Here is a 12,780-nt window from a genome sequence, read left to right on the forward strand (position 1 = left end):
CAGGGTGGACCGTGGAGGGGGCGGCGGTCCCCCTCCACGGTCAACCGTCGGCGTCGCGGCTCAGCTGCCCATCTTCTGTTGCGCTACGCCGAGCTTCTCCTTCACCTGCGCCTCGGTGACGGCCTTGCCGCCCGCCGCGTCGGCGAAGAGTTCCTTCATGGCGGTACCGACCAGGGTCTCGAACTGGCTCTCCTCCGGCACCTGCGGCAGCGGTGCGGCGGTGGAGCCGAGCACCTCGCCCAGCACCTTCTGCTCCGGCGCCTGGAACGCCGGGTCGGCGCTGGCCGGCTTGACCGACGGCAGCGAGCCGTAGGTCTTGTTGAGGATCACCTGCTCCGCGTCGCTGGTCATGAACTTGACGAACTGGAGCGCACCCTCGCGGTTCTCGGTGTGCTTGAAGACCGCGATGTTGATGCCGGCCACCATGCTGTTGACCTTCTTGCCGCCGGGCGGCGGGGTGGCCGGGAACGGCACCGGGGCGATCCCCCACTCGTCCGGGCTCATCCCCTGTGCCTTGAGGTTCGACCCCGCGGCCTGCCAGAGCAGCATCGCCGCCTTGCGGTTGGCGAAGTCGGCGACGGACTGGTTCTGGGCGTACTCGGCGTTGCTCGGGTTGACGATCTTGTCAACCGCCATCAGGTCGATGTACCGCTTGACCGCCGCGACGTTCTGCGGGGTGTCGAAGGTCGGCTTGCCGGCGGAGTCGAACCACTCGCCGCCCCACTGCTGGCCGAAGGTGAAGGCGTGGTGGGAGTTCTCCGACGGGTTGGCGCCCTCCACGGCCAGGCCCCACTGGCCGGACCTGGTCAGCTTCTTGCCGGTCTCGACCAGCTCCTCCCAGGTGGCGGGCGGGGTGGTGACGCCGGCGTCGGTGAACATCTTCTTGTTGTAGTAGAGCGCGTACGCCAGGCTGTAGAGCGGCACGGCGGCCGGCGGCTTGCCGGGGGCGCCGGCGGCGGCCAGCGCGGCCGGCACGAAGCGGTCCTTGCCGCCCACCTCGCCCAGGGTCGCGTCGTCGAACGGGATCAGCGCGTTGGTGGCCTGCAACGAGGCCGACCAGGTGTTGCCGATGTTCACCACGTCCGGGCCCTTGCCCGAGGTGGCGGCGGCGAGCAGTCGGTTGAGCAGATCCGACCAGGGCACGACCTCGAGGTTGACCTTGATGCCGGTCTGCTGCTCGAACTTGTCCAGCTCCGGCTGGAGGGTCTGCTTGTCGAACTCGATGCTGGCGCCCTGGTTGCTGGCCCAGTAGGTGAGCGTCTTCGCGGCGCCCTCGGACGAGCCGCCGGAGTCGCCGCAGGCGGCGAGGGAGGCGGTCGTCAGCAGCGCCGCGACAGCCATAGCGAGGTGTCGTCTGGACACGACTTGCCCTTCTGCGTCGGCCGGCGGCCTCGTCGGCCCGTCGGCGGGTGGCGCCGGAGCGGGGGCCGTGGGCGGCCGGGGTGGTGGGGCGGTACGGGCACGATCACCGTCGGCGGGGGATGGAGCGAGCCACCGAAGGGGGTTCCATCAAGGCTTAATTTACGCGGTTATTAAAGTGTCTGGTGGCTCGCCCGTCAAGGACGAGCCGTACAGTGACTCCCGGTGACCCGGGTTTATCGAGGTGGTGGGTGGACCTGGAACGGACGACGAACCGGATCGTGCGACAGCGCAACCGGTCCGCCCTGCTGTCGAAGTTGTTCCTCGAGGGTCCGCTGACCCGGCAGGATCTCGCCCGCTCCACCGGGTTGAGCCAGCCCGCCGTCAGCAACGTGGTCGGCGACCTCATCGGGGCCGGTTTGGTGGTCGAGGCCGGCGCCGTGGAGTCCGACGGCGGCCGCCCCAGCATGATGCTCCGGGTCGCCCCCCGGTACGCCCTGGTCGCCGGGGTCGACGTCGGCGAGACCCGGATCCGGGTCGAACTCTTCGACCTGGCGATGACGATGCTGGCCAGCGCCGACTACCCGCTCGACGCGGCCGGGCCCGAACCGGCCGCCGTGGTCCGGCACATCCTGGCCGGGCTGGACGCCGTCACCACGCAGGCCGGGGCGACCCGCTCGGAGATCCTCGGCGTCGGCATCGGCGTCTCCGGCGTGGTGGTGCAGGGCGGCGAGGCGATCGTGCACGCCCAGACCCTCGGCTGGCACGGCGTACCGCTGGAGCGGCTGATCCGCGCCGAGGTCGACCTGCCGGTGCACGTCGACAACGGCGCGAAGACGCTGGGCCAGGCCGAGATGTGGTTCGGGGCCGGCCGGGGCAGCCGGCACGCCGTCTTCGCGCTGGTCGGCTCCGGGGTCGGCGCGGCGGTGGTGACCAACGGGGTGATGTACCGGGGCGTCTCCAGCAGCGCCGGCGAGTGGGGGCACACCACCCTGGTCTACGACGGCCGCGCCTGCCGGTGCGGCGCCCGGGGCTGCCTGGAGGCGTACGTCGGGGCGGAGGGGATCATCGACCGTTACCGGGAGGCCCGGCGCGGCCACGCCGTACCCGGTGCCGACGAGGAGTCCCAGTTGGGCGCCCTGATCGAGGCGGCGGACCGCTCCGCGACCGCCCGCCGGGTGCTGACCGAGACGGCCGGTTACCTCGGCGCCGGGGTGGCGAACCTGATCAACCTGTTCAACCCGGAACGGGTGGTGCTGGGCGGCTGGGCCGGGGTGGCGCTCGGCGCCCACCTGCTGCCGGCAATCCGCGAGGCGGCGGCGGGTCAGGCGCTGCACCAGCCGTACGAGCAGGCCACCATCGAGCTGGGTCAGCTCGGGATCGACGCGGTGGCGCTCGGTGCCGCCACCCTGCCGGTCGCCCGGCTGCTCGCCGCAGGTGGGCTCCGCAACTGACCGGCGCGTTCGGCACCGCCTCCGCTCCATCGATCAACCCTTGATGCGTGTTCCGGCATTCGGGATAAATTACGTTGTAATAAATTGATGTCTTGACGGCGGCGGAACCCGGGCGCAACACTCGTGATCCTGCGAGAGCGCTCTCTACCGTCCACACCCGACCGGTCGACGCCGCCCGCCGTCGGTCGTTTCCGCAGGTCGGCACCGACCTCTCGGGCTACCCCACCGCACCCCCGCGCAGCAGGCCGACCGCAGCACACCCGCGGTCGGCACCACACACCGCCACTGGCCCGCCGCTCCGGACCCCGAGGAGCGGCCGGCGCCAGACACCTCCGCACGGACAGGCAGGGTCATGATTTTTCATCGTTTTCCTCCCCGAGGGCATCCCGGCGGCCGCCGCCGACCGCGCCGGCTGGCCGGCGTACTCGCGGCCACGCTGCTGCTCGCCCTGACCCCGTTCGCCGGCCCCGCCCCGGCGGCGAGCGCCGCACCGGCGCTGATCTCGCAGGGCAGGCCGGCGACGGCCTCGTCCAGCGAGGGCGGCGCCTTCACCGCGTCGGCCGCCGTGGACGGGAACACCGGCACCCGCTGGTCCAGCGCGTTCAGCGATCCACAGTGGATCCAGGTCGACCTCGGCGCGAGCGCCACGATCAGCCAGGTCGTGCTGCGCTGGGAGGCGGCCTACGGCCGGGCGTTCCAGATCCAGGTCTCCGAGAACGCCAGTAGCTGGAACACCGTCTACACGACCAGCACCGGCACCGGCGGCACCCAGACGCTGAACGTCACCGGCACCGGCCGGTACGTCCGGATGTACGGCACCGCCCGGGCCACCGGATACGGGTACTCGCTCTGGGAGTTCCAGGTCATCGGCGAGTTCGGCGGCGGTGGCCCCGGCCCCGGCGATCCCCCGGTCGAACCGACCGACCCGCGCAACCCGAACCTCGGGCCGAACACCTTCGTCTTCGACCCGTCGACGCCGACCTCCACCATCCAGGGCCGGCTGAACTCGCTCTTCACCGAGCAGGAGACGGCGCAGTTCGCCCCCCGGCGGTACGCGGTGCTGTTCAAGCCCGGCACCTACACCGCCGACGTCAACCTCGGCTTCTTCACCCAGGTCGCCGGGCTCGGCATGTCACCGGACGACGTCAACCTGAACGGGCACGTCCGGGTCGAGGCGTTCTGGATGGGCGGCAACGCCACCCAGAACTTCTGGCGGTCGGCCGAGAACCTCTCGGTCACCCTGCCCGCCGGCACCATCGTCGAACGCTGGGCGGTCTCCCAGGCGGCGCCGTACCGGCGGATGCACCTGCGCGGCGCCGGCAACCAGATCCAGTTGTGGAACGGCGGCGACGGCTGGTCCAGCGGCGGGCTGATGGCCGACACCAAAATCGACGGTACGGTCGTCTCCGGCTCGCAGCAGCAGTGGTACTCCCGCAACAGCGAGTTCGGCAGCTGGAACGGCTCGGTCTGGAACATGGTCTTCACCGGGGTCGCCGGTGCGCCGGCACCGCACTTCCCGAACCCGTCGCACACGGTGGTCGCGCAGACCCCGGTGGTCCGGGAGAAGCCGTTCCTCTACGTCGACGGCACCGGCGAGTACCGGGTCTTCGTGCCGGCGCTGCGCAGCAACAGCCAGGGCACCAGCTGGTACAACAAGACCCCGGCCGGCTCGTCGATCTCGCTGAGCCAGTTCTTCGTCGTCCGGCCCGGCACCAGCGCGGCGACCATCAACGCCGCACTCGCCCAGGGCAAGAACCTGCTCTTCACCCCGGGCCTCTACCGGACCACCGAGACGATCCGGGTGACCCGGCCGGACACCGTGGTGCTCGGGCTCGGCCTGGCCACCATCGAGCCGCAGAACGGCGTCACCGCGATGACCGTGGCCGACGTGGACGGCGTCAAGGTCGCCGGCATCATGTTCGAGGCTGGCGCGACGAACTCGTCGGTGCTGATGGAGGTCGGCCCGGCCGGCTCCTCGGCCAGCCACGCCGGCAACCCGACCTCGCTGCACGACGTCTTCTTCCGGATCGGCGGCGCGGTACCCGGCAAGGCCACCACCAGCCTGCGGATCAACAGCCACAACGTGATCGGCGACCACATGTGGCTGTGGCGGGCCGACCACGGTGACCCCGGCACGTACGGCTGGAACATCAACACCGCCGACACCGGGCTGGTGGTGAACGGCAACAACGTCACCATGTACGGCCTCTTCGTCGAGCACTACCAGAAGACCGAGGTGATCTGGAACGGCAACGGCGGCCGGACGTACTTCTTCCAGAACGAGAAGCCGTACGACCCGCCGAACCAGGCGGCGTTCATGAACGGGTCCACCCGGGGCTATCCGGCGTACAAGGTGGCCGACTCGGTGACCAGTCACGAGGCATGGGGCCTGGGCAGCTACTGCTACTTCAACGTGAACCCGGCGGTGGTCAACGAGCGCTCCTTCGAGGTGCCGGTCACCTCGGGGGTCCGGTTCCACAACATGGTGACGGTCTCGCTCGGCGGGGTCGGCACGATCAACCGGATCATCAACAACTCCGGCGGCACCGCCAACACCGCCAACCAGGTGCAGTACCTGAACAACTTCCCGTAGGCCGGCACCCGGCACAACGGCACCCGGCACCACGGCACCTGGCACCACGGCGGCTGGCTCCGGCGGACGCGTCCGGCGGGGCCAGCCGTCGGCCGGTACCCGCCGCAGCTCCGGGCTTGCGGGGGACGGCTACGGTCGACGGCCGGCCGGTCGGTCGGGGCTACGCCGGCGTGGCACGTGCCGGCGGTAGTCGCTGACCGTCGGGTCGCCGTCGATCCAGAACCGCCACGGGACGTCGTGCGCCCCGGTGACGCCGACCCGGGGACCGGCGGCGATCGCCTCCGGCGGCAGCGGCGCGGCCGGCGGGCGGAGGCGTACCGGACCGTCGCCGAGCAGGTAGCGGCCGTAGACGGCCCGGTCCAGGCCGAGCGCCGCGCAGAGCCGGGCGGGTCCGCGGGCCAGGTCCACGTCCCGGCGTACGGCGGTGCGCCGGCTCCGGGCGATCTCCAGCCCGTCGACCACCTCGCCGGCCCGGAGCAGTACCGCCGACGCCTCTCCGTCCGGCCCGGTCACCACGTTCACGCACCAGTGCATCCCGTAGGTGAAGTACGCGTAGGCGTGCCCGGCCGGGCCGAACATCACCGCGTTACGCGGGGTACGCCCACGGTGCGCGTGCGACGCCGGGTCCCCGCCGCTGCCGGCGTACGCCTCCACCTCGGTGAGCCGGACGGTGACGCCGCCCGCCGAGAGGGTGGCACCGAGCAGCCCGCGCGCCGCCGGCACCACCGGTCCGGCCAGCAGTGCGGCGAAGTCGTCGACCGACGTCATCCGGCAAGGACATCACGGGCGGCCGGTCGCGCTCCGGGCGGGGTCCCCGGCTCCTGCGCGGCTCCCCGGGCGTACCACCCCGGAACGGCTCTCCGAAGTCGGTGCGCCGGCATCGCCGGGCGGCTCGGCGCTGAGGTGTCGGCGGGCCAGCGTGACGAAGCCGTCGGCGTCGTCGACGTAGACCCGCAGCTCGTGTACGGGTTCACCGGTGCCCTTCGGCACCGGGAGCACGGTCGGCTTGCGCAGCAGGATGTCGACGGTGGTCTGGCTGGAGACGCCGATGTTGAGCACGGCCCGGGTGTCGGTCCGCTCCACCTGCACGGTGCGGCCGGATGACAGCGAGCGGTGCCGCTTGCGTACCGTCTCGATCGCCGTCCAGGGCAGCGCGAGGTCGATCGAGATGCCGTTGCGGAGCCGGATCCCCTCCGCAGCCACCAGGTGCGGGTGGACCCGCAGGCTGGCCAGCAGCCCGATCATCCAGAACACCCCGTAGACGCCGAGGGTGGCGGCGATGATCCGGGCGATCTTCCAGGGCAGGATCAGGTCGAGCACGGGGATCTCGATCGCGGAGACCGCGATGAAGACGATCAGCAGTGGTGTGACGACGCCGGCGTACCCGAAGGAGACCGTGCCCGCCGGGCCGGTCGGCCGGCGCAGGATCCAGCGGAACAGGCTGCGCCACATGCCCAGCTCGTAGACGGTGGCCCGGCGCAGCAGCGACCAGACCGTCGTCAGTGCCTTCGGGAACTCCCTCCGGGTCGTGCGTCGCTGGGTCATCCGTCGCCTCCTGGGGATTGCTGCGCCAGGCCGATCCCGCGCAGCCGGGTGAGGATCTCGCCCAGCCCGGCGGTGAAGCAGTCGAACCGCTCCGCCGGCATCTCCCCGAACAGCAGGTGGGCGAACTCCTGCTGGCCGTGCTCCATCGCCTCGACCGTCTGCCGACCCCGCTCGGTGAAGGTGACCAGGGTGGCCCGCCGGTCGGTCGGGTGCGGCTGCCGGCTGACGAACCCGGTCGCCTCCAGGCCGTCGACCAGGCCGGTGACGGTGCGGGCGCTCACCCTGAGCGCGGCGGCAAGGTCGCGCTGGGTCATCGGGCCGTGCCGGCGCAGCTCCCAGAGCAGGTGCGTACGCGAGACGGTCAGCCCCTCCCGGGCCAGGCTCCGGGTCATGTCGTCGTTGATCAACACAACCAGTTCGAGTACCTGGTCCAGCGCCGCAATATGTTTGTCGCCAATCATGTGTCTGCCACACCGTGAGTCATGCTCACTAGTTTGCCACAGCGCCGGTACGAGCGTCACCCCCGGTCCGGGCCGGCCGGCTGATGATTCATGACGCTCAATTGCTCACTCGCTCGGGATCTCGACGCACGGCCTTGCAGGTTGCGAAAGGCGACGCAAAGGTAACTTTCAGTCGCCGAATTGGAGGACCCATCATGTATGTCACCGCGGCAGGGCTCGCCGGGATGGCGTTGGGTTTCATCGCCGGCCTGTGTACCTACCGAACCTCCCGCCGCTGGTGCGCGGGGTGCGGCGGGAGCCTGAGCTGCCCGGCCTGTGCCAGTGCCGGCGTACGCCGCAACACCCCCGCCCGGCGGTTCCGGTGAACGCCATCCCGTCCGCGTCACCGAACGTGCCTCCGGGCACCGTGCTCGACATCGCCACGGAGGACTGGCGGTACGGCAGTCACCCGCTCCGCCTCATGGTCGAGTTCGTCCGCCTCGACCTGTCGACGTACTACGACAACCAGTGGGTCTGGATCAGCGGCCAGCGGCTGGCCAGCGACGGCACTCCGCTCGGTCACCTGGACGCCCTGGTCAGGGTCTCGGCGCTGCCCTGCCCAGACAACGGTCACGGTGGCTCGGACCTCCCCGGCGGCGCCGACGGCCGTACCGCCGCCCGGAACGGCTCGACGGGCCGGACCGCACCCCGGCAACGGACCGGAGCGGAGCGCGACCGGCGATCGAGCCGCGCCGGCCGCCCCTCGGCACAGCGGGGCGAGTCGCGCTGGGATCAGACCGAGGGCGGGCCCCGCGACAGCCCCGGCGGTCCCTAGCCGCACCGGGACGACGCGCGGAACGAGCAACGATGGATCCGGTGTGATCAACGATGAACCCGTGTGATCGACGACCGACCCCGAGTGATCGACGACGGACCCAGGGTGATTCGGGAGGTCCGGCCATGCTGCGCCGTCGTGCACGGGCCGGCGCCGACTCCCGGACCGGTTCAACCCTCTGCGGCGAGCACCACCGAGTCGTGGTGCGCCAGGACGCCCCGGGCGGCGGCGAGCGCCGTCTCCGCCTCCGGCGTCGTCGCACCGGCCAGCTCGACCAGGGTACGAAGGTGCTGGTCGACCGCGTCGGCGAGCCGGCGCCACCGGACCGGACGGCCGGTACCGGGGTCCAGCACCGAGCCCGAGTCACGAGAGCGCAGTGTCTCGTCGAGCGCGGCGTGCAGCGCGCGTACCGCCCGGTCGAGGGTCTCGACGGCACCCTCCGGGGCGGTGTACCGGGGCGCCTGGTCGAGGACCATCCGGAGCACCGTCACCAGGTCGTCGGCGTGCCCCGACACCCAGCGCCGGACCCGATGGATCCGGCCCAGCTCGGGCCAGCGCTTCCGGGCCGCCTGCCGACTGCTGCCGGTCGCCTCGCCCAGGTCGGCGAGGCTGGCGCCGAGCCAGACCGCGTCCGAGGCGTCCTCGGCGGCACAGTCGGCGGCCACCTCGGCGAGCAGCGCCTGCGCGGCCTGTCCGGCCCGGACCCGGCGCAGGTACGCCGCCCGGCGGATCCGCTCGTCGTCGACGTCACCCGGCTTCGGCCCCGCCTCGACGGCGGCGAACGACGGATGTTCGGCCAGCAGCCCGGTGAGTCGGCGGCTGAACTCCTCGACAAGGCCGACGAACTGGTCGTACTCCCCCTCGGAGAGCTGGTCGAACCGCCCTGCCGGCCGGCGTACCCGGTACATCGCACCACTCCTGACAACCTGAGGTTTACAGCGGTGACGGTACCACTGTAAACCTCAGGTTCACAACGTCAGACCTGCCTCGCCTCCGGTGCCGCCCGACCGGCGGTGGTTGTCAGCGCTCGTCCAGCGCCCCCAGGAAGAACCGGCGCAACTCGTCGGCGAGCAGGTCCGGCTCCTCGTGCGGCATGAAATGGCCCCCGACACCCGGCTCGGTCCACCGCCGCAGATCCGGGCAGGCCCGCTCGGCGAGTTGGCGGGGAAACCCGGCCAGCGCCGGTTCCGCGCTCAGGGTGACCGCGACCGGCACCGTGATGTCCGGCCGGGGCGGGTTGCGCGGATAGTCGAGGTACTGCCGGAACGACGAACCGATCGCCTCGGTCACCCAGTACAACGTGATCACCGTGAGCAGGGTGTCCCGGTCGAACCGGCTGGCCAGGTCGCCGTGGCAGTCGCTCCAGTCCCGGTACTTGTCGACCAGCCAGGCCGCCAGACCGGCCGGCGAATCGACCAGCGCCGCCGCGACGGTGTCCGGCCGGGTGGCCATGATCGCGCTGTAGCCGCCGTCGGTCTCGTCGTAGCGCTCCTCTGCCTCGATGAAGGCCCGCTCGGCGGGATCGGGGGGTCGGGCGTCGAAACTGGCCGGAAAGGGTGGATGGATCAGGTGTACCCCGACGACCTGGTCGGGGTACGTCGCGCCGAGCCAGCCGGCCACCGCCCCGCCGATGTCACCGCCGAAGACGCCGTACCGGTGGTGGCCGAGCACCTCGGTCATCAGCCGGTGCAGGATCCCGGCCATCGCCGACCGGGTGAGCGGCTCCGCCGGCAGCTCGGAGTAGAGGAACCCGGGCATCGACGGCACCACCACGTCGAACGCGGTGGCCGGATCACCGCCGTACCGGCCGGGGTCGGTCAGCCGGTCCGCCAGTGGCAGCAGCTCCACGAAGCTGCTCGGCCAGCCGTGGTTCAGCAGCAGCGGCGGCGGCACCGGGGCACCGGACGGGCGGCGACCGGGGATCCGCAGGAAGTGCAGCCGCCGACCGTCGATCTCGGTCAGAAACTGCGGGTACGCGTTCAGCGCGGCCTCCCGGGCCCGCCAGTCGTACCCGTCGGCCCAGTGGCCGACCAGGTCACGCAGGTAGTCGGGATCGGTGCCGGCCTGCCAGGGCCGCTCGCCGCTGCGCCCGGTGAACCGGGTACGGCGCAGCCGGGTGCGCAGGTCGTCGAGGACCGGATCGGGAATCTCGATCCGGAAAGGGGAGATCATCAGAAGTCCTCCGGGACGGAGGGCGTCGGCTCCCGGACCGGTGTGGCGCGGAACGCGCCGAGGTCAGCGGAGACGGATGGCCGGAGAGGACGCCCGAACGGAACGGTCGCACTGCATCGGGCCCACCTCCTCTCGGCGCTGACCGGGAGATCATTCCAGCCACCCGGCGGGCTCGCAACCCGATTGCCGCGCCCAACCGATTGCCGCGCCGCCGTCCCGCGCCCGCGCGCTCAGGCGCTGGACCGGGTCCGCCCGCGACGCTGCTGCCAGAGCTGGACGATCTCCTCGAACTCCTCGAAGAACCTGCCCGGTCCGGAGAAGGCCCGCTCGTCGAGGAAGAAGAGCGTCCAGCGCCGCCGCTGGTGCTGGTGGTCGTAGACCGCCACCACGTAGCGGGAGGTGACGTCGAACGGGCCGACCCGGGTCACTCCCCGGTTGTCGTGCAGGTGGAAGTCGCGGATGTCGGACCAGCCGTACCGCCGGTCGCCGAGGAATCCCCGCCGGAGTATCCCGTCCCGGTCGACCACCGTCCCCATCCGGGACACCCGCAGGCTCACCCCGAGCAACAGGCCCAGGGTCCCGAGCAGGATCACCGCCGACAGCCAGCCGGGCAGGCCGGTGAAGAGCGCGGCGTACCCGACCGGCAGCATGACGGCGACGGTCAGGACGACGAAGTAGCCGACCATGGCTCTCGGCATGCCGTAGGTCGCCGGCAGCGGCCTCAAGCCACTCACCACCCATACATCGTCCGTAGTCCCGACGAGCTGTCCGGAACGAAGGTTATCGACGTTCGAGGTGCCGCGCCATGCGCCGGACGGAGATAATCGCCCGCCGGGCGGAGCGGCGGGCGATCTCGGTCAGCTGTTCGGGATGACCTGCTCCGTCGACCACTGCCGCCAGCCGTCGAGCTGGTCGGAGGCGGCGACGAGCTGGTCGGAGACCGGTCCCGGACCGGTCGAACCGGGCGTGGTCCGGGCGGCCAGCGCGGACCGGACCGAGAGCACGTCCCGGACCCCGGGGTCGAGATGCTCGCTGACCAGCCGCAGGTCGTCGTCGGAGACCTCGTCCAGCTCACAGTCGCGGGCCACGCAGAGCGCCACCAGCCGGCCGGTCACCTCGTGCGCCTCCCGGAACGGTACGCCCTTGCGGACCAGCCAGTCGGCGACCTCGGTGGCCAGCGAGAAGCCGACCGGGGCGGCGGCGGCGAGCCGGTCCACCCGGACGGTCATCGTGGAGACCATCCCGGCCAGCGCCGGCAGCACCAGGTCGAGGGTGTCGATCGCGTCGAACGCCGGCTCCTTGTCCTCCTGCATGTCCCGGTCGTACGCCATCGGCAGCCCCTTGAGCATGGTCAGCACGGTGACCAGCCCGCCGATCAGCCGGCCGGACTTGCCCCGGGCCAGCTCGGCGACGTCGGCGTTCTTCTTCTGCGGCATGATCGACGAACCGGTGGCGAAGGAGTCGTCCAGCTCCACCCAGCCGAACTCCTGCGAGGTCCACATCACCACCTCCTCGCCGAGCCGGGACAGGTGCACCCCGAGCAGCGCGGTGACGAAGAGGAACTCGGCCACGAAGTCCCGGTCGGCGACCGCGTCCATCGAGTTGGCGAACGAGGTCCGGAAGCCCAACTCCTTCGAGACCGCCACCGGGTCGAGCGGCAGCCCGGAGCCGGCCAGCGCGCCCGCGCCGAGCGGACTGACCGCCGCCCGGTGGTCCCAGTCACGCAGCCGCGCCAGGTCGCGCAGCAGCGGCTGGACGTGCGCGAGCAGCCAGTGCCCGAAGGTGACCGGCTGGGCGTGCTGCACGTGGGTCATCCCCGGCGCCGGGGTCTCCAGGTTGCGGGCCGCCTGCTCCACCAGCGCGTCGGCCAGCCCGACGATCCGGGCGGCCAGCCCCCGGGCGTGATCGCGCAGATAGAGCCGCAGGTCGGTGGCGACCTGGTCGTTGCGGGACCGGCCGGCCCGGAGCTTGCCGCCGAGCGTGCCGAGGCGTTCCAGCAGGCCGCGTTCGAGCGCGGTGTGCACGTCCTCGTCCTCGACGGTGGGCCGGAAGGTGCCGGTGCGCACCGCCGCCTCCAGGTCGTCCAGCGCGGCCAGCATCCGGCCCAGCTCGTCCGGGTCGAGCAGGCCGGCGGCGGCCAGCACCCGGGCGTGCGCCCGGGAGCCGGCCAGGTCGTACGGGGCGAGCCGCCAGTCGAACTGGACGCTGACCGAGAGCCGGGCCAACGCCTCGGCCGGGCCACCGGCGAACCGGCCACCCCAGAGGCTCGTACGGTTGGTTCCGGCGCTGTTCTCAGTCAGGCTCTTGTCGTCCACGCCGACCATCATTGCTGAGCCTGCCTTTCGCTCGCGACTGCGGGGCTCACTCGCTTCGCTCCCTCAC

At 71.7% G+C, this 12,780-nt stretch carries 11 protein-coding genes; 3 read left to right on the plus strand and 8 right to left on the minus strand.

All coding sequences use genetic code 11. The features are described 5' to 3' along the window. Positions 1-60 precede the first annotated feature (60 nt). A complete protein-coding gene (locus C6W10_RS31605; protein WP_199853776.1) occupies positions 61-1,362 on the minus strand; it encodes an ABC transporter substrate-binding protein in 1,302 nt (433 codons plus the stop codon). A 248-nt stretch (positions 1,363-1,610) separates the two neighbouring features. On the opposite strand from C6W10_RS31605, the gene C6W10_RS31610 reads away from it, so the two are divergent. Then, complete coding sequence (locus C6W10_RS31610) at positions 1,611-2,813, plus strand: ROK family transcriptional regulator (protein ID WP_107262734.1); 1,203 nt, start codon at positions 1,611-1,613, stop codon at positions 2,811-2,813. Between the two features lie 352 nt (positions 2,814-3,165). Then, positions 3,166-5,406 (plus strand): discoidin domain-containing protein, encoded by a 2,241-nt coding sequence (locus C6W10_RS31615; RefSeq protein ID WP_107262735.1) that lies wholly within the window; start codon positions 3,166-3,168, stop codon positions 5,404-5,406. Between the two features lie 129 nt (positions 5,407-5,535). Here the strand turns inward: C6W10_RS31615 and C6W10_RS31620 are convergent, their stop codons facing one another. From C6W10_RS31620 to C6W10_RS31630, 3 genes are read right to left on the minus strand one after another with little or no spacing between them, the layout of a single operon-like run. Further along, complete coding sequence (locus C6W10_RS31620) at positions 5,536-6,174, minus strand: DNA-3-methyladenine glycosylase (protein WP_107262736.1); 639 nt, start codon at positions 6,172-6,174, stop codon at positions 5,536-5,538. A 12-nt stretch (positions 6,175-6,186) separates the two neighbouring features. Then, on the minus strand, positions 6,187-6,951 hold the full coding sequence (locus C6W10_RS31625; RefSeq protein WP_107262737.1) for a hypothetical protein: 765 nt from the start codon (positions 6,949-6,951) through the stop codon (positions 6,187-6,189). Further along, positions 6,948-7,412, minus strand: a complete 465-nt coding sequence (locus C6W10_RS31630; protein WP_107262738.1) for a MarR family winged helix-turn-helix transcriptional regulator — start codon at positions 7,410-7,412, stop codon at positions 6,948-6,950. Before C6W10_RS31630 ends, C6W10_RS31625 begins: the two co-directional genes overlap by 4 nt. 286 nt (positions 7,413-7,698) lie before the next feature. On the opposite strand from C6W10_RS31630, the gene C6W10_RS31635 reads away from it, so the two are divergent. Further along, positions 7,699-8,226 carry a hypothetical protein gene (locus tag C6W10_RS31635; protein WP_159104836.1) on the plus strand — a complete coding sequence of 176 codons (528 nt, stop codon included), beginning with the start codon at positions 7,699-7,701 and terminating at the stop codon, positions 8,224-8,226. Positions 8,227-8,396: 170 nt separating this feature from the next. Here C6W10_RS31635 and C6W10_RS31640 read toward each other — a convergent pair whose 3' ends face one another. The 4 genes from C6W10_RS31640 to argH all read right to left on the minus strand — a co-directional run bounded on the left by C6W10_RS31640 (position 8,397) and on the right by argH (position 12,722). Further along, positions 8,397-9,134: a hypothetical protein gene (locus C6W10_RS31640; RefSeq protein ID WP_107262740.1), complete on the minus strand. Its 738-nt coding sequence runs from the start codon at positions 9,132-9,134 to the stop codon at positions 8,397-8,399. A 112-nt stretch (positions 9,135-9,246) separates the two neighbouring features. Next, the gene (locus C6W10_RS31645; RefSeq protein WP_234361495.1) at positions 9,247-10,398 is read right to left on the minus strand and encodes an epoxide hydrolase family protein; all 1,152 of its coding nucleotides are present in this window, start codon (positions 10,396-10,398) and stop codon (positions 9,247-9,249) included. Between the two features lie 230 nt (positions 10,399-10,628). Continuing rightward, a complete protein-coding gene (locus C6W10_RS31650; protein ID WP_159104837.1) occupies positions 10,629-11,135 on the minus strand; it encodes a PH domain-containing protein in 507 nt (168 codons plus the stop codon). A 120-nt stretch (positions 11,136-11,255) separates the two neighbouring features. After that, positions 11,256-12,722, minus strand: coding sequence for an argininosuccinate lyase (argH, locus tag C6W10_RS31655; protein ID WP_107264437.1), 1,467 nt, complete (start codon positions 12,720-12,722; stop codon positions 11,256-11,258). Between the last annotated feature and the right edge of the window lie 58 nt (positions 12,723-12,780).

Origin of the sequence: Plantactinospora sp. BB1 (assembly GCF_003030385.1) — a bacterium.
Lineage (GTDB): Bacteria > Actinomycetota > Actinomycetes > Mycobacteriales > Micromonosporaceae > Plantactinospora.